This window comes from Pseudomonas sp. G(2018) (genome assembly GCF_005502415.1).
In the GTDB taxonomy this organism is placed as follows: domain Bacteria; phylum Pseudomonadota; class Gammaproteobacteria; order Pseudomonadales; family Pseudomonadaceae; genus Aquipseudomonas.
Genome location: NZ_SCOO01000008.1, coordinates 139009 through 154464 on the forward strand (window position 1 = coordinate 139009; position 15456 = coordinate 154464).

At 62.6% G+C, this 15456-nt stretch carries 18 protein-coding genes; all 18 read left to right on the forward strand.

Annotated elements, in window-relative coordinates; genetic code table 11:
* The 18 genes from FFS64_RS11005 (at position 1) to phnP (ending at position 15388) form a co-directional block, all read left to right on the forward strand.
* Positions 1-2004 (forward strand): heme lyase CcmF/NrfE family subunit, encoded by a 2004-nt coding sequence (locus FFS64_RS11005; protein ID WP_137805483.1) that lies wholly within the window; start codon positions 1-3, stop codon positions 2002-2004.
* Positions 2001-2537 (forward strand): DsbE family thiol:disulfide interchange protein, encoded by a 537-nt coding sequence (locus tag FFS64_RS11010; protein WP_095195693.1) that lies wholly within the window; start codon positions 2001-2003, stop codon positions 2535-2537. The genes FFS64_RS11005 and FFS64_RS11010 overlap by 4 nt, the downstream gene beginning before the upstream one ends.
* Positions 2534-3007: a cytochrome c-type biogenesis protein gene (locus FFS64_RS11015; RefSeq protein WP_137805403.1), complete on the forward strand. Its 474-nt coding sequence runs from the start codon at positions 2534-2536 to the stop codon at positions 3005-3007. The genes FFS64_RS11010 and FFS64_RS11015 overlap by 4 nt, the downstream gene beginning before the upstream one ends.
* On the forward strand, positions 3000-4202 hold the full coding sequence (gene ccmI, locus FFS64_RS11020; protein WP_137805404.1) for a c-type cytochrome biogenesis protein CcmI: 1203 nt from the start codon (positions 3000-3002) through the stop codon (positions 4200-4202). The genes FFS64_RS11015 and ccmI overlap by 8 nt, the downstream gene beginning before the upstream one ends.
* Positions 4203-4216: 14 nt before the next feature.
* A complete protein-coding gene (locus tag FFS64_RS11025; protein ID WP_137805405.1) occupies positions 4217-4621 on the forward strand; it encodes a hypothetical protein in 405 nt (134 codons plus the stop codon).
* A 328-nt stretch (positions 4622-4949) separates the two neighbouring features.
* A complete protein-coding gene (gene phnC / locus FFS64_RS11035) occupies positions 4950-5783 on the forward strand; it encodes a phosphonate ABC transporter ATP-binding protein (protein ID WP_137805407.1) in 834 nt (277 codons plus the stop codon).
* 43 nt (positions 5784-5826) lie between these two features.
* Positions 5827-6837, forward strand: a complete 1011-nt coding sequence (phnD, locus tag FFS64_RS11040) for a phosphonate ABC transporter substrate-binding protein (RefSeq protein WP_137805408.1) — start codon at positions 5827-5829, stop codon at positions 6835-6837.
* 72 nt (positions 6838-6909) lie between these two features.
* The gene (phnE, locus tag FFS64_RS11045; RefSeq protein ID WP_034146313.1) at positions 6910-7692 is read left to right on the forward strand and encodes a phosphonate ABC transporter, permease protein PhnE; all 783 of its coding nucleotides are present in this window, start codon (positions 6910-6912) and stop codon (positions 7690-7692) included.
* A gap of 36 nt (positions 7693-7728) precedes the next feature.
* Entirely contained in the window at positions 7729-8433 is a 705-nt protein-coding gene (gene phnF / locus FFS64_RS11050) for a phosphonate metabolism transcriptional regulator PhnF (RefSeq protein ID WP_137805409.1), read from the forward strand.
* Between the two features lie 14 nt (positions 8434-8447).
* The gene (gene phnG, locus FFS64_RS11055; protein ID WP_137805410.1) at positions 8448-8897 is read left to right on the forward strand and encodes a phosphonate C-P lyase system protein PhnG; all 450 of its coding nucleotides are present in this window, start codon (positions 8448-8450) and stop codon (positions 8895-8897) included.
* Entirely contained in the window at positions 8894-9484 is a 591-nt protein-coding gene (phnH, locus tag FFS64_RS11060; RefSeq protein ID WP_137805411.1) for a phosphonate C-P lyase system protein PhnH, read from the forward strand. The genes phnG and phnH overlap by 4 nt, the downstream gene beginning before the upstream one ends.
* Positions 9484-10560 carry a carbon-phosphorus lyase complex subunit PhnI gene (locus FFS64_RS11065; protein WP_137805412.1) on the forward strand — a complete coding sequence of 359 codons (1077 nt, stop codon included), beginning with the start codon at positions 9484-9486 and terminating at the stop codon, positions 10558-10560. Before phnH ends, FFS64_RS11065 begins: the two co-directional genes overlap by 1 nt.
* Positions 10553-11425, forward strand: coding sequence for an alpha-D-ribose 1-methylphosphonate 5-phosphate C-P-lyase PhnJ (locus tag FFS64_RS11070; protein ID WP_137805413.1), 873 nt, complete (start codon positions 10553-10555; stop codon positions 11423-11425). The genes FFS64_RS11065 and FFS64_RS11070 overlap by 8 nt, the downstream gene beginning before the upstream one ends.
* Complete coding sequence (phnK, locus tag FFS64_RS11075; protein WP_095195682.1) at positions 11422-12228, forward strand: phosphonate C-P lyase system protein PhnK; 807 nt, start codon at positions 11422-11424, stop codon at positions 12226-12228. The genes FFS64_RS11070 and phnK overlap by 4 nt, the downstream gene beginning before the upstream one ends.
* Complete coding sequence (gene phnL, locus FFS64_RS11080; RefSeq protein WP_137805484.1) at positions 12228-12947, forward strand: phosphonate C-P lyase system protein PhnL; 720 nt, start codon at positions 12228-12230, stop codon at positions 12945-12947. The genes phnK and phnL overlap by 1 nt, the downstream gene beginning before the upstream one ends.
* Positions 12937-14082, forward strand: coding sequence for an alpha-D-ribose 1-methylphosphonate 5-triphosphate diphosphatase (locus FFS64_RS11085; protein ID WP_137805414.1), 1146 nt, complete (start codon positions 12937-12939; stop codon positions 14080-14082). Before phnL ends, FFS64_RS11085 begins: the two co-directional genes overlap by 11 nt.
* Positions 14082-14648: a phosphonate metabolism protein/1,5-bisphosphokinase (PRPP-forming) PhnN gene (phnN, locus tag FFS64_RS11090; RefSeq protein WP_137805415.1), complete on the forward strand. Its 567-nt coding sequence runs from the start codon at positions 14082-14084 to the stop codon at positions 14646-14648. The genes FFS64_RS11085 and phnN overlap by 1 nt, the downstream gene beginning before the upstream one ends.
* On the forward strand, positions 14639-15388 hold the full coding sequence (gene phnP, locus FFS64_RS11095; protein WP_137805416.1) for a phosphonate metabolism protein PhnP: 750 nt from the start codon (positions 14639-14641) through the stop codon (positions 15386-15388). The genes phnN and phnP overlap by 10 nt, the downstream gene beginning before the upstream one ends.
* Positions 15389-15456: the final 68 nt, after the last annotated feature.

The window sequence follows — 15456 nt, forward strand, 5'->3', positions numbered from 1 at the left end:
ATGACTTCCGGCATTTTTATTCCAGTGCTTTTCATACCAGAACTGGGCCACCTGGCCATGATTCTGGCGCTGTGTTTTGCCTTGGTACAGGCCGTAGTGCCCTTGCTCGGCGCCTGGCGTGGCGACCGTTTGTGGATGAGCCTGGCCCAGCCGGCCGCGTGGGGCCAGTTCGCCTTTCTGCTGTTCGCCTTTGGTTGCCTGACCTACGCGTTCATGGCCGACGACTTCTCTGTCGCCTATGTGGCCAGCAACTCCAACAGCGCGTTGCCGTGGTACTACAAATTCAGCGCCGTGTGGGGCGCACACGAAGGTTCGTTGCTGCTCTGGGCACTGATCCTCGGTGGCTGGACCTTCGCCGTGTCGGTGTTCTCCCGGCAGTTGCCGCAAGTGATGCTGGCGCGGGTGCTGGCGGTGATGGGCATGATCAGCATTGGTTTCCTGCTGTTCCTGATCCTCACCTCGAACCCGTTCGAACGCATCCTGCCGCAGATTCCGGCGGACGGTCGCGACCTTAACCCGCTGCTGCAAGACATCGGCCTGATTGTGCACCCGCCGATGCTCTACATGGGCTATGTCGGTTTCTCCGTGGCCTTCGCCTTCGCCATCGCCGCACTGCTGGGCGGTCGCCTCGATGCGGCGTGGGCGCGCTGGTCGCGTCCGTGGACCATCGTCGCCTGGGCCTTCCTCGGTATCGGCATCACCCTCGGCTCGTGGTGGGCCTACTACGAACTCGGCTGGGGCGGCTGGTGGTTCTGGGACCCGGTGGAAAACGCTTCCTTCATGCCTTGGCTGGTGGGCACTGCGCTGATCCACTCGCTGGCGGTCACGGAAAAACGTGGCGTGTTCAAGAGCTGGACCGTGTTGCTGGCCATCGCTGCGTTCTCGTTGAGCTTGCTGGGAACTTTCCTCGTGCGCTCCGGCGTACTGACGTCGGTTCACGCCTTTGCTTCCGATCCCGAGCGCGGCGTGTTCATCCTGATTTTCCTGCTGTTCGTGGTCGGCGGTTCGCTGACGCTGTTCGCCCTGCGTGCGCCGGTGGTCAAGAGCCAGGTCGGCTTCAACCTCTGGTCCCGGGAAACCCTGCTACTGGGCAACAACCTGGTGCTGGTGGTGGCGGCGTCGATGATTCTGCTCGGCACCCTGTATCCCCTGATTCTCGATGCGATGACCGGCGCCAAGCTGTCGGTCGGCCCGCCGTACTTCAACGCGTTGTTCATTCCGTTGATGGCGTTGCTGATGCTGGTGATGGCGGTCGGCGTGATCGTGCGCTGGAAAGACACCCCGGTTAAGTGGCTGCTGAGCATGCTGGCGCCGGTACTGCTCGGCAGTGCTGCGCTGGCGGTGGTGGCCGGTGTCGCTTACGGCGATTTCAACTGGGCGGTGCTGGCGACCTTCATGCTCGCGGCCTGGGTGTTGCTGGCCGGTGTGCGAGACATCTTCGACAAGACCCGGCACAAGGGCCTGATCAAAGGCCTGCCGACCCTGACCCGCAGCTACTGGGGTATGCAGGTCGCGCACCTGGGCATTGCGGTCTGCGCCCTGGGCGTGGTGCTGTCGAGCCAGAACAGTGCCGAGCGCGATCTGCGCCTGGCACCGGGCGAATCCATGGCGTTGGGCGGTTATCAGTTCGTGTTCGAAGGCGCCAAGCACTTCGAAGGTCCGAACTTCACGTCCGACAAGGGCACCGTGCGAGTGATCAAGGACGGCCAGGAAGTCAGCGTGCTGCACCCGGAAAAACGCCTCTACACCGTGCAGAATTCGGTGATGACCGAAGCCGGGATCGACGCCGGTTTTACCCGTGACCTCTATGTCGCCCTGGGTGAACCGCTGGGCGAGGGTGCCTGGGCGGTGCGCGTTCACGTCAAACCGTTCGTGCGCTGGATCTGGTTCGGCGGCTTGCTGACCGGACTTGGCGGATTGCTGGCAGCGCTGGACCGGCGTTATCGGGTCAAGGTGAAAAGCCGCGTGCGTGAGGCGCTGGGCATGTCGGGAGCTACTGCATGAGACGTTGGTTGATGCTGTTGCCACTGGCGATTTTTCTGGTGGTCGCTGTTTTCCTGTATCGCGGTCTGTACCTGGACCCGGCTGAGTTGCCTTCGGCGATGATCGGCAAGCCATTCCCGGAGTTTTCCCTGCCGGCGGTGCAGGGCGACAAGACCCTGACCCGTGCCGATATCCTCGGCAAACCGGCGCTGGTCAACGTCTGGGGCACCTGGTGCATTTCCTGCCGGGTCGAGCACCCGGTGCTGAACAAACTGGCCGAGAAGGGCGTGGTGATCTACGGCATCAACTACAAGGACGTCAACGCCGACGCCTTGAAGTGGCTGAAGGATTTCCACAACCCGTATCAACTGGACATCCGCGACGATGAAGGCTCCCTGGGCCTGAACCTCGGTGTATACGGCGCGCCGGAAACCTTCTTCATCGACGCCAAGGGTGTCATCCGCGACAAGTTCGTCGGGGTGATCGACGAGCAGGTCTGGCGTGAAAAACTGGCGGCCAAGTATCAGGCGCTGGTCGATGAGGCCAAGCCATGAAGCGCTGGATCGCCGCTGTCGTTCTGGGCTTGAGCATGGCCGGGGTGGCTCACGCCGCCATCGACACCTATGAGTTTGCCAAAGAAGGGGATCGCGAGCGTTTTCGCGAGTTGACCAAAGAACTGCGTTGCCCCAAGTGCCAGAACCAGGACATTGCCGACTCCAACGCGCCGATCGCCGCCGACTTGCGCAAAGAAATCTTCCGCATGCTCGGCGAGGGCAAGGACAACCAGCAGATCATCGACTTCATGGTCGATCGCTATGGTGATTTCGTCCGCTACAAACCGGCCCTGAACGCCAAGACCGCACTGCTCTGGTTCGGCCCCGCCGGCCTGTTGCTCGGTGGTGTTGTGATCATTGCGGTGATTGTCCGCCGTCGGCGCGTGCAACGCACCGCCACCAAGGATGAGCTTTCTGCCGAGGAGCGCGAGCGCCTCGACCAACTGTTGGATAAAACCAAGAATGATTGATTTCTGGCTTGCTGCTGGTCTGCTGCTTCTGGTGGCCCTGAGTTTTCTGCTGATCCCCATTCTGCGCAGTCGTCGTGCCCAGCTCGAAGAGGATCGGACCGCCCTGAACGTGGCGCTGTATCAAGAACGTGTGGCTGAGTTGCAGGCTCAGCAGGAAGAAGGCGTTCTCGATGCCGCACAAATGGACGCCGGTCGCGCCGAAGCCGCCCGGGAGTTGCTCGCCGATACCGAAGGCGTTGCCGCGCCACGGGTATCGCGCCTGGGCAAACCGGCGCCGTTGCTGGCGGCGATCCTGGTCCCGGTGCTGGGCCTTGGGTTGTACCTGCATTTCGGTGCCAGCGACAAAGTCGAGCTGACCCGGGAATTCTCCCAGGCGCCACAGTCGATGGAAGAGATGACCCGGCGTCTGGAGCGCGCGGTAGCGGCGCAGCCGGATTCCGCCGAGGCGTTGTATTTCCTTGGCCGCACCTACATGACTCAGGATCGTCCTGGCGACGCGGCGAAAATCTTCGAACGCACCGTCGCCGTGGCCGGGCGCCAGCCTGAACTATTGGGGCAATGGGCTCAGGCCCAGTACTTCGCCGATGGCAAGAAATGGTCGGACAAGATTCAGGCGCTCACCGACGAAGCGTTGAAAGCCGATCCGAAGGAAGTCACCAGTCTCGGCCTGCTGGGCATCGCGGCGTTCGAAGGCCAGCGTTATCAGGAGGCCATCGATTACTGGAATCGCCTGTTGGAGCAACTGCCACCGGAAGACAAATCCCGTATCGCGCTGCAGGGCGGTATTGACCGCGCCACCGAGAAACTGGTGGCCAGCGGTGGCAAGGTGGCCGCGGCCCCGGTAGCCAAGACTGCTGCGTTGCTCAAGGTCCGGGTGGACCTGGCGGCTGACCTGAAAGCCAAGGTCCAGCCGGGTGACAGCGTGTTCATTTTTGCTCGCGCCACCTCTGGCCCACCCGCGCCGCTGGCGGCCAAGCGCCTGACCGTGGCGGACTTGCCGGCAACCGTTGAACTGGGCGATGCCGACGCAATGATGCCGCAGTTGAAACTGTCGAACTTCCCTGAAGTCCAACTGGTTGCGCGCATCTCCCGTGCCGGCAAACCAACGGCCGGCGAGTGGATCGGCCGCAGCCAGCCTCTGGCCAGCAGCACCACCGCGCCGCAAAAACTGACCATCGACAGCCCGGACAAATAACAGGAAATGCCTCTATGACCGCCATCGCTCGTATCACTCTGCTCAGTATGGTTTTAGGGTTGAGCGCTTGTGCGGTTCAACGGCCCGAGCCGACGTCACTGCCGCCGATCCCGCCGTCGCAGCCAAAACCTACGCCGTCTACCTCGCCGACCCCGAGCAAACCGAGCATCCCGGCCAAGCCTGCCAAACCGTTGCCGCGTACCTCCGCCAGCTTCGCGCCGCCGCCGGGGGGCAATAGCCATTGGGATCCGAAATTGGGTGTGTATGTGCTTGATGATCAGCCCAATACCTTTTATCGCCAGCGCACTTATTACCGCTGGGATAATGGCTGGAGCCGGTCGATCAGTCCTAAGGGACCCTGGGAAGATACGGATATCCATGGGGTGCCGGGTGGATTGGGACGCAAATTCGGGCAGTAGCGCAAGAGGCGACCTTCGGGTCGCCTTTTTCTTGGGTGCAGAAAGGTATTGGCTGGGCCATCGCTGAACACTGTAGGAGCGAGCCTGCTCGCGAAAAACGCCCGGACAACGCGTTCACTCAGACAGGGCGCGTTATCGTTGACGTCCTTCGCGAGCAGGTTTTCCCACAAGTTCTCCATCGCTCCCACCTGCTCAACCTTTCACAAAACCTTCATCAAATAGTTAATCCAGCGACATGTGCGAGTCATAGGGCTGACATGCCCCGTGCCTAAAGTCGGTTGAACTCAAATACGGCCATGGACGGCTGTTCAACCAGACAGAGAAGCCCATGAACGCAGCTATCCATGTCGATCATCTGAACAAGACCTTTGCGCGCAAGACCGCACTGGTCGACCTCGAACTGACCATCGCGGCCGGTGAGATGGTCGCGCTGATCGGCGCGTCCGGCTCCGGCAAGTCCACTTTGTTGCGCCACCTCGCGGGCCTGGCCTGTTGCGATCGCAATAACGGCGGCAGCATTAAGGTGCTGGGGCGGGAAGTGCAGGCCAGCGGACGGCTCAATGGCAAGGTGCGGCGCTTGCGGGCCGATATCGGTTACATCTTTCAGCAGTTCAACCTGGTCAATCGCCTGAGCGTACTCGACAACGTGCTGCTCGGTTGCCTGGGTCGCATGCCGCGCTGGCGTGGCAATTTGTGCCTGTTCAACGCCGAGGAGAAACAGTTCGCCCTGGAGTCCCTGGACCGTGTCGGCCTGGCCGATCTGGCTTTGCAGCGGGCCTCGACCCTGTCGGGCGGTCAGCAGCAGCGCGTGGCGATTGCCCGGGCCCTGACCCAGCGTGCTGAAGTGATCCTGGCGGATGAGCCGATTGCGTCGCTCGATCCTGAGTCCGCGCGCAAGGTCATGGAGATCCTCGCTGACATCAACCGTCGTGACGGCAAGACCGTGGTCGTGACCCTGCATCAAGTCGATTACGCCACGCGCTATTGCCCGCGTGCCGTGGCGCTCAAGGGCGGGCGGATTCATTTCGATGGCCGCGCCGCCGAGCTGAGCAGCCAGTTCCTCAACGATTTGTACGGTGCCGGCATCGACACCAGCCTGATGTGTTCCGATCAGATTCGCCCCGCCGAAGCCGCGCCCCGGCTGGTGCTGGCGCGTGCGTGATGACCTCGAATTTCCCAACCGTTCCCCCTCAGGAAACCTTTCCATGTTGAACCGTATCGGTCGCGTTTTTGCTGGCGCAGCACTGCTCGCCAGCTGTGTGCTGGGCACCACCCAGGCTGAAGAAAAAGCCATCAACTTCGGCATCATGTCCACCGAGTCGTCGCAGAACCTCAAGAGCATCTGGCAGCCGTTTCTCGATGACATGCAGAAGCAGACCGGCCTGAAGATCAACGCCACCTTCGCCTCCGACTATGCCGGCCTGATACAGGGCATGCGCTTCAACAAGGTCGACGTCGCCTGGCTGGGCAACAAGGCCGCCATCGAAGCGGTGGACCGCTCCAACGGCGAAATCTTCGCCCAGACCGCTGCCGCCAGCGGCGCCGCCGGTTACTGGAGCGTGTTGATCGCGCGCAAGGACAGCCCGATCAACTCCGTCGATGACATGCTGAAAAATGCCAAGACCCTGACCTTCGGCAACGGCGACCCGAACTCCACCTCGGGCTACCTGGTGCCTGGCTACTACGTGTTCGCCAAGAACAACGTCGATGCGGCCACCGCGTTCAAACGCACCCTCAACTCCAGCCATGAGGTCAACGCCCTGAGTGTGGCCAAGGGGCAACTGGACGTGGCGACCTTCAACACCGAAAGCTGGGATCGCCTGGAAGTCACCCAGCCTGACAAGGCTGCACTGCTGAAAGTGATCTGGAAATCGCCGCTGATCCCAGCCGATCCGCTGGTGTGGAGCAAGGCTCTGAGCGACAGCGAGAAAACCAGGATCCGCGATTTCATCTTCAGCTACGGCGACACCGAAGCCGAGAAAGCCGTACTCGCGGGCATGCAGTTGGGCAAGTTCCTGAAATCCAGTGACGACCAGTTGTTGCCGATCCGCCAGCTGGAGCTGTTCAAGCAGCGCACCACGATCAGCGCCGACACCAAGCTTGAAGCGGCGGACAAGGCCAGGAAACTCGCCGAGATCGATGCCGAACTGGCCAAGCTGCAAGAACGCATCACCTTGCTTGAGAAGACCGCCAAGAAGACCGCCGACGCCGGTTGATTCACGACGCGCTCCCACAAGGTTTTTGCACCAGACATTTCTCAAGTGCCGCGCCATTTTTAGAGAACCCTTATGACCACTCTGCACGCTGAAGCTGTCGGCAAGCGCACCTGGCCGCAGTACGCCGGTTGGGGCCTGTTTCTGGTCCTGCTGGCCTGGGCCTGGCACGGCGCCGAAATGAATCCGATGGCGCTGTACCGCGATTCGGGAAACATGGCGACCTTTGCCGCGGATTTCTTTCCTCCGGACTTCCATGAGTGGCGCGCCTACCTCAAGGAAATGATCGTCACCGTGCAAATCGCCCTCTGGGGCACGGTGTTGGCGATTGTCTGCTCGGTGCCGCTGGGCATTCTCTGCTCGGAAAACATCACCCCCTGGTGGATTCACCAGCCACTGCGCCGGGTGATGGATGCCTTCCGCTCGATCAACGAAATGGTCTTTGCGATGTTGTTCGTCGTGGCAGTCGGGCTTGGACCGTTTGCCGGTGTGCTGGCGCTGTGGATCAGCACCACGGGGGTACTCGCCAAGCTGTTCGCCGAGGCGGTGGAAGCGATTGATCCAGGTCCGGTAGAAGGCGTTCGCGCCACCGGAGCCAGTGCCTTGCAGGAGGTGATCTACGGCGTGATTCCGCAAGTGATGCCGCTGTGGGTTTCCTATGCGCTGTACCGCTTCGAGGCCAACGTGCGTTCGGCGACGGTGGTGGGGATGGTCGGTGCCGGCGGGATCGGCGTGATCCTGTGGGAGAACATCCGCGCCTTCCAGTTTGTGCAGACCTGCGCCGTGCTGCTGGTGATCATCGTCGTGGTCAGCCTGATCGACATCCTCTCGCAACGCCTGCGCAAGCAGTTCATCTGATTTTCGGAGGGGTGCCCTTGGGCGCTTTTTTTAAGCATGCAGTTGTCTAGACAAGATGAGCCGGTGTACCGCGAACTCGCCGACATTCTGCGCCGCGAGTTGGCTGACTACCGCGCCGGAGACTTCCTGCCCGCCGAGGTGCAGCTGGCCGAACGCTTCGGCGTCAACCGCCATACCCTGCGTCGCGCCATCGATGAGCTGGTGTTCGAAGGCAGCCTGTTGCGCCGCCAGGGCAAGGGCACCCAAGTGCTGGAGCGACCGCTGATTTACCCGATGGCAGCCGACAGTGCCTACAGCCAGTCTTTGTCGGCCCAGGGCCTGGGGGTCGAAGCGGTGCTGCTCAAGCGCCGTTACTGCTTCGCCAGCCGTGAAGAGGCGCAGCATCTGGGACTCGTCGAGATGGCACCGATGATCGAATTGCAGACCTTGCGCAAGCTCGACGGGCAACCGGTCAGCCTGATTCGCCATCGCTACTGCGCCAGTTACGCGCCACTGCTGGCGGACTACACCGGCGGCTCCCTGCGCCAGTACCTGAGTGAACGCGATCTGCCGCTGACCCGTACCCAGAGCCTGATCGGCGCCCGTTTACCCAACCGCGAAGAAGCCGCGTTGCTGATGATGCCCCGGCACTTGCCGGCGCTGAGTGTGTTCACCCTTTCCCGTGATCGCGATGGCCGTGCGGTGGAGCTGGCGCAGTCCACCAGCCGTTCGGATCGCTTTCAGTACCAGGTCGTCACCTGATGGAGAACCAACCGATGAATCCTGCTTCTCACTCCGCCCGGCAGCACTGGATCGGCGTGCTGGCCCGCGCCCGTCGCAGCGAATTGCAGCCCCATGAAGCCGCACTACGCGATGTCGAATACCAGCTGATACGCGCCCCGGAAATCGGCATGACCCTGGTCCGGGGCCGCATGGGTGGCAACGGCGCGCCGTTCAACGTTGGCGAAATGAGCGTGACCCGTTGCGTGGTGCGCCTGGCTGATGGCCGTACCGGCTACAGCTACCTGGCGGGCCGCGACAAGGTGCATGCCGAACTGGCCGCGCTCGCCGACGCGCACTTGCAAGGCACGCAGCAGCGTAAATGGCTCGATCAAGTGATTACGCCACTGGCCAACGCCCAAGCCGAACGCCGCGCGCAGAAAGAGGCGGAAACCGCCGCCACCAAAGTCGAATTCTTCACCCTCGTGCGAGGAGACAACTTATGAGCGCACAGCTGTTGCAACCGGCGTTCGCCGACCCGGTGCTGGATGCCCAGCGCGGGTTTCGCGCGGCACTCAAGGCACTGGCCGGTCCCGGTCTGATCCAGACCCTGCACGCCACGCCGAGCCTCGAGGGCCTGGCGCCAGCGACCTACGCGCTGTGCCTGGCCTTGCTGGATGTCGACACACCGCTGTGGCTGGCGCCGTCCGTCGATACGCCGCTGATCCGCGCCAACCTGGCGTTTCACTGCGGTTGCCCGTTGACCGCGAATCGTGAAGACGCACGCTTTGCCTTGCTGGCCGCCGATGACCTGCTAGACCTGGGCGGCTTCGACCACGGCAACGATCGCTACCCCGATCAGTCCTGCACCTTGCTGGTTCAGTTGCCGAGTCTCGATGGCGGGGCAGGGCTGTGCTGGCGCGGGCCGGGGATCGAAAGCGAACACGGCGTTGCGTTGCCGGTGGCCGTTGGCTTCTGGCGCGAGCGTGAACGACGCAATGAATTTCCCCGGGGGCTGGATGTGTTTTTCCTCGCCGGCCATGAACTGATCGGCCTGCCGCGCAGTACCCGCATCGCACAGGAGCCTGTCTGATGTACGTAGCCGTCAAGGGTGGCGAACAGGCCATCGACAATGCCCACCGTCTGCTGGCGAAAAAACGCCGGGGCGATACTTCGGTCACCGAATTGAGCGTCGAGCAGATCCGTCAGCAACTGCCGCTGGCGGTGGCGCGGGTCATGAGTGAAGGCTCGCTGTACGACGAAGAGCTGGCTGCGCTGGCGATCAAGCAAGCGGCGGGTGATTTGGTTGAAGCGATTTTCCTGCTGCGCGCCTACCGCACCACGCTGCCGCGCTTCAGCCCGAGCCTGCCGATCGACACCTCGACCATGCAGCTCAGCCGCCGCATCTCCGCGACCTTCAAGGACCTGCCCGGCGGGCAGCTGCTGGGGCCGACGTTCGATTACACCCATCGCCTGCTCGACTTCGCGCTGCTGGCTGAAGGCGATTATCCGGGGCCGCAAACGACCCCGGACGCCAGCCTTGAAGCGTGCCCCCGGGTCCTGGGTTTGCTGGCCAGGGAAGGCTTGATCAAGAACGAGTCCGACAATGGCGACAGCGTCGCCGACATCACCCGCGATCCACTGGAGTTGCCCGCCAGCCGCGCCGAGCGCCTGCAGGCCCTGGCCCGTGGCGATGAAGGGTTTCTGCTGGCGCTGGGCTATTCGACCCAGCGCGGCTATGGCCGCAACCACCCGTTCGCCGGGGAAATCCGCATCGGTGAAGTCGAGGTGTGGATCGACCCCGAAGAGCTGGGCTTCCCGATCAATCTGGGCAGCATCGAAGTCACCGAGTGCGAGATGGTCAACCAGTTCGTCGGTTCGGCCACCGAACTGGCGCAGTTCACCCGAGGCTATGGCCTGGCCTTCGGACATGCCGAGCGCAAGGCCATGGGCATGGCGCTGGTTGACCGCGCCTTGCGCGCCAAGGAGTTCAACGAAGAGGTCGAGTCCCCGGCGCAGCAGGAAGAATTCGTGCTGATGCACTGCGACAACGTCGAGGCCGCCGGTTTCGTCTCGCACCTCAAACTGCCTCACTACGTGGACTTCCAGGCCGAACTGGAACTGATCCGCAAACTGCGCAAGCCTGCCGAGGGCAACACCCATGAATGACTTGAGCCAGGTACCCGTGCGCGACGCGGCGTACAACTTCGCCTACCTCGATGAGCAGACCAAACGCATGATCCGTCGCGCCTTGCTCAAGGCCGTGGCGATTCCCGGTTATCAGGTGCCATTTGGTGGCCGCGAGATGCCGTTGCCTTATGGCTGGGGCACCGGTGGCATGCAACTGACCGCGGCGATTCTCGGCGACGATGACGTGCTCAAGGTCATCGACCAGGGCGCTGATGACACCACCAATGCTGTGTCGATCCGCCGTTTCTTCGCTCGCACCGCCGGCGTCGCCACCACCGAAATTACCCCGGACGCGACGGTGATCCAGACCCGTCACCGCATTCCGGAAACGCCGTTGCACGCCGATCAGATCATGGTCTACCAGGTGCCGATCCCTGAGCCGCTGCGCTTTATCGAACCGTCGGAAACCGAGACCCGGACCATGCACGCCCTCAACGATTACGGGGTGATGCACGTCAAGCTCTACGAGGACATCGCCACCTTCGGCCACATCGCCACCGCCTACGCCTACCCGGTGATGGTCGACGAGCGCTACGTGATGGACCCGTCGCCAATTCCCAAATTCGACAACCCGAAACTCGACATGAGTCCGGCGCTGATGTTGTTCGGTGCTGGCCGCGAGAAGCGCCTGTACGCGGTGCCGCCGTACACCAGAGTCACCAGTCTCGACTTCGAGGATCACCCCTTCGAAGCACAGCAATGGGACGAGTGCTGCGCCATTTGTGGCAGCCATGAGTCGTTCCTCGACGAGCTGATCATCGACGACGCCGGCACCCAGAGCTTCGTCTGTTCCGACACCTATTACTGCGCCCAGCGCGTCAGCCAGCAGGAGCAGGGCCAATGAACCAGGCGCTGAAAAACGAACTGTCCGTGTCCACCGAGCCCTTGCTGCAAGTGCGTGACCTGTCGCTGTTGTACGGCCCGGAAAAGGGCTGTCAGGACGTCAGCTTCGACCTGTATCCCGGTGAAGTGCTGGGGATTGTCGGTGAGTCCGGTTCCGGTAAATCGACTTTGCTTTCACTGCTCAGTGGAAGGCTGCCGCCGCAAAAAGGTCTTATCGGTTATCGCGACAAGCAGGGTCAATGGCTCGACCTGTACAGCGCCAGTGAAGCCGAACGCCGCACCTTGCTGCGCACCGAGTGGGGCTTTGTCGAGCAGAACCCGCGGGACGGTTTGCGCATGGGTGTGTCGGCCGGGGCCAACATCGGTGAACGGTTGATGGCCCAAGGCGTGCGCAACTATCAGCAACTGCGTGGGGCGGGACTGGACTGGCTAAGTCAGGTGGAAATCGATCCGCAGCGCATCGATGACCTGCCCCGGACCTTTTCCGGTGGCATGCAACAGCGCCTGCAGATCGCCCGCAACCTGGTGTCGAGCCCGCGCCTGGTGTTCATGGACGAACCCACTGGCGGCCTCGACGTCTCGGTGCAGGCGCGGTTGCTCGACCTGCTGCGCGGTCTGGTACGTGAACTGGATCTGGCGGTGGTGATCGTCACTCACGATCTGGCGGTGGCACGGTTGCTGGCTGATCGCTTGATGGTGATGCGCCGCTCGCGGGTGGTGGAAACCGGGCTCACCGATCAGATCCTCGACGACCCGCAGCACCCTTACTCTCAACTGTTGGTGTCTTCGGTGTTGCAGCCATGATGAATACCTTGATCGAGGTCCGTGACCTCTCGAAAACTTTCACCCTGCATCAGCAGAACGGCGTGGTCCTCAATGTGCTGCGCGGGGTGGATTTCAATGTGGCGGGCGGCGAATGTCTGGTGCTGCACGGCCAGTCCGGCGCCGGTAAAAGCACCTTGCTGCGCACCCTGTATGGCAACTACCTGCCGGCGGGCGGCAGCGTCCGCGTGCAGCACGACAGTCAGTGGCTGGAACTGGTGGGTGCCGAGCCTCGGGACATTCTCCAGGTGCGTCAGCGGACCTTGGGTTATGTCAGCCAGTTCCTGCGGGTGATTCCGCGAGTCGCCTGCCTGGACGTGGTGATGGAGCCGGCGCTTGCCCGTGGCTGGTCAAAGTCCCTCGCACAATCTCGAGCCGAGTTGCTGCTCAGGCGACTGAACATTCCGCAACGCCTGTGGCAACTGGCGCCCGGTACCTTCTCCGGTGGCGAGCAGCAACGGGTCAATATCGCTCGCGGTTTCATGGTGGCGTGGCCGGTGATGTTGCTCGATGAACCCACGGCTTCCCTGGATGACAGCAATCGCCAGGTGGTGCTGGAACTGATGAACGAAGCCAAGCAAGCCGGTGCCGCGCTGATCGGCATCTTCCACGACCGCGTCGCCCGCGAAGCGGTTGCCGATCGCCATCTCGACATGACGCCCGTCGCTGTGAACGACAAGGAATACGCCGATGCCCGTTGAGCAGATCCTCAGCAATGCCCAACTGGTCAGCGCTGACCGCGTGTTCTATGGCACTGTGCTATTGCGCGACGGCTTGATCGCCGACGTGGCCGAAGGCCCGAGCCGCTTGTCCCAGGCCCAGGACCTCAACGGCGATTATCTGCTGCCCGGACTGGTGGAACTGCACACCGACAACCTGGAAAAACACATGACCCCGCGCCCCGGCGTGGACTGGCCGTCGCGCCCGGCGGTACTCAGCCACGATGCGCAGATCATCGCGGCCGGCATCACCACCGTGTTCGACGCGGTGTCCATCGGTGACGTGAATCCCAAGGGCAACCGCATGCAGAAACTGCCGGCAATGCTGGAAGCGATCTCCAGCGCGTCCGACGCCGGGCTGACCCGTGCCGAGCATCGCCTGCACCTGCGCTGCGAGCTGTGCCACCCCGACACCCTGAGCGTGTTCCGCGATCTGGTGGAGCATCCGCTGGTGCAACTGGTGTCGGTGATGGACCATTCGCCGGGTCAGCGCCAATTCGTGCTGGAGTCCAAGTACCGTGAGTACTACATGGGCAAGTACCACCTGACGACGACGCAAATGGACGAATTCATCACCCTGCAAATGGCCAACTCCCGCGAGTACAGCGACCGTTATCGCGCGGCGATTGTCGAGCATTGCCTGGCCCGCGGCCTGTCGGTGGCCAGCCATGACGACGCAACCCTGGCCCACGTCGAGGAGTCGGCACGCTACGGGATGACCATCGCCGAGTTCCCGACCACCGTCGAAGCGGCGCGTGGTTGCCGGCAGCAAAACATGAAAGTGTTGATGGGCGCACCGAACATCGTGCGTGGGGGATCGCACTCGGGTAACGTGGCCGCCGCTGACCTTGCGGCCGAAGGGCTGCTGGATATTCTGTCCAGCGACTACTATCCCGCGAGCTTGTTGCAAGCGGCGTTTGCACTGGCGGCGCAGAGCGAGCGGATCGATCTGGCCGGAGCCATGCGCATGGTCAGCCTGGCCCCGGCCCGCGCCGCGGGGTTGAGCGATCGCGGCGAAATTGCCCCGGGCCTGCGCGCCGATCTGGTACAGGCACGCAGACAGGACGGTTTGCCGGTGGTCCAGCAAGTATGGCGACAAGCGAAGAGGGTGTTTTGATGCCAGGCAGGTTGATCTATCTCATCGGGCCTTCAGGTTCGGGCAAGGACAGCCTGCTGGATGCCGCGCGAGCGCGGTTGGCCGAACGCGGCTGCCGTATCGTGCGGCGAGTCATCACCCGTTCGGCGGAAGCCGTGGGCGAGGCGGCGTTGGGCGTCAGCATGCAACAGTTTGCCGAGATGCAGGCCCAAGGCGCATTTGCCCTGAGCTGGCAGGCCAATGGCCTGGCCTATGGCATCCCGCGGGAAATCGATGATTGGCTGGCGGCGGGGGACGACGTGCTGGTCAACGGTTCACGCGGGCATCTGCCGCAAACCCGTGAGCGCTATCCGGATGTGTTGGCGGTTCTGCTGACCGTGGATCAGGCAGTATTGCGCCAGCGCCTGCTGGCGCGCGGGCGTGAGTCCTTGGCCGAGATCGATCAGCGGCTGGCGCGCAATGCCCGGTTCAATGAGCGTCTGTTGGCCGATGACCCGAAGGTGCATGTACTCGACAATTCCGGACCGCTGGAGCGCACTGTCGAACACCTGCTCGCCTGCGTCGATGAGCCTGCCGCATGCGCCTGACCCTGCTGGGCACCGGCGATGCCCGACAGGTGCCGGTCTATGGTTGCCAATGTCAGGCCTGCGTGCGCGCGCGCGTCGATGAACGCTGGCGCCGACGGCCCTGCTGTGCGCTGATCGAATGCGGCGATCAGCGTTGGCTGATCGACAGCGGCCTGCCGGACTTGACCGAACGCTTCCCGCCACGCAGTTTCAACGGTGTCCTCCAGACCCATTACCACGCCGATCATGCCCAAGGGCTGCTGCATCTGCGTTGGGGCCAGGGCCTGGTGATTCCGGTGCACGGTCCGGTCGATCCGGAAGGCCTGGCGGATCTCTACAAGCATCCGGGCATTCTCGATTTCAGTCAGCCGTTCGAAGCTTTTGAAACCCGATCCTTCGGTGCGCTCAACGTTACCGCGCTGCCATTGTTGCACTCCAAACCAACGCTCGGTTATCTGCTCGAAGGCGAAGGACGTCGCATCGCCTACCTGACCGACACCGTAGGCCTGCCACCGGCCACCACGGCCTGGCTGCAACGTCAGCCGCTGGACGTGCTGGTGCTCGACTGCTCAATGCCACCGCAACCGCAGGCACCGCGCAATCACAACGACCTGAATCTGGCCTTGCAGATCATTGAAGAATTGCAACCGGAGACGGCGGTGTTGACCCATGTCGGGCATACGTTGGATGCGTGGTTGATTGAGCATCGCGGTGAGCTGCCGGGCAATGTCGGTGTGGGGTTTGATGGGGGTGTGCTGTAGGAGCTGAGCTTGCTCGCGATGGACGTCAATGATTACGCGTCCTGTCTGGATGATCGCGTTGTCCAGAC

What these genes read in the sequence shown, in the direction of transcription:
- phnH (WP_137805411.1), top strand. Translation starts at nt 8,894, where the DNA reads ATGAGCGCACAGCTGTTGCAACCGGCGTTCGCCGACCCGGTGCTGGAT.
- phnD (WP_137805408.1), top strand. Translation starts at nt 5,827, where the DNA reads ATGTTGAACCGTATCGGTCGCGTTTTTGCTGGCGCAGCACTGCTCGCC.
- FFS64_RS11025 (WP_137805405.1), top strand. Translation starts at nt 4,217, where the DNA reads ATGACCGCCATCGCTCGTATCACTCTGCTCAGTATGGTTTTAGGGTTG.
- FFS64_RS11085 (WP_137805414.1), top strand. Translation starts at nt 12,937, where the DNA reads ATGCCCGTTGAGCAGATCCTCAGCAATGCCCAACTGGTCAGCGCTGAC.
- FFS64_RS11070 (WP_137805413.1), top strand. Translation starts at nt 10,553, where the DNA reads ATGAATGACTTGAGCCAGGTACCCGTGCGCGACGCGGCGTACAACTTC.
- FFS64_RS11010 (WP_095195693.1), top strand. Translation starts at nt 2,001, where the DNA reads ATGAGACGTTGGTTGATGCTGTTGCCACTGGCGATTTTTCTGGTGGTC.
- FFS64_RS11065 (WP_137805412.1), top strand. Translation starts at nt 9,484, where the DNA reads ATGTACGTAGCCGTCAAGGGTGGCGAACAGGCCATCGACAATGCCCAC.
- FFS64_RS11005 (WP_137805483.1), top strand. Translation starts at nt 1, where the DNA reads ATGACTTCCGGCATTTTTATTCCAGTGCTTTTCATACCAGAACTGGGC.
- ccmI (WP_137805404.1), top strand. Translation starts at nt 3,000, where the DNA reads ATGATTGATTTCTGGCTTGCTGCTGGTCTGCTGCTTCTGGTGGCCCTG.
- phnC (WP_137805407.1), top strand. Translation starts at nt 4,950, where the DNA reads ATGAACGCAGCTATCCATGTCGATCATCTGAACAAGACCTTTGCGCGC.
- FFS64_RS11015 (WP_137805403.1), top strand. Translation starts at nt 2,534, where the DNA reads ATGAAGCGCTGGATCGCCGCTGTCGTTCTGGGCTTGAGCATGGCCGGG.
- phnL (WP_137805484.1), top strand. Translation starts at nt 12,228, where the DNA reads ATGAATACCTTGATCGAGGTCCGTGACCTCTCGAAAACTTTCACCCTG.
- phnK (WP_095195682.1), top strand. Translation starts at nt 11,422, where the DNA reads ATGAACCAGGCGCTGAAAAACGAACTGTCCGTGTCCACCGAGCCCTTG.
- phnE (WP_034146313.1), top strand. Translation starts at nt 6,910, where the DNA reads ATGACCACTCTGCACGCTGAAGCTGTCGGCAAGCGCACCTGGCCGCAG.
- phnG (WP_137805410.1), top strand. Translation starts at nt 8,448, where the DNA reads ATGAATCCTGCTTCTCACTCCGCCCGGCAGCACTGGATCGGCGTGCTG.
- phnF (WP_137805409.1), top strand. Translation starts at nt 7,729, where the DNA reads ATGCAGTTGTCTAGACAAGATGAGCCGGTGTACCGCGAACTCGCCGAC.
- phnP (WP_137805416.1), top strand. Translation starts at nt 14,639, where the DNA reads ATGCGCCTGACCCTGCTGGGCACCGGCGATGCCCGACAGGTGCCGGTC.
- phnN (WP_137805415.1), top strand. Translation starts at nt 14,082, where the DNA reads ATGCCAGGCAGGTTGATCTATCTCATCGGGCCTTCAGGTTCGGGCAAG.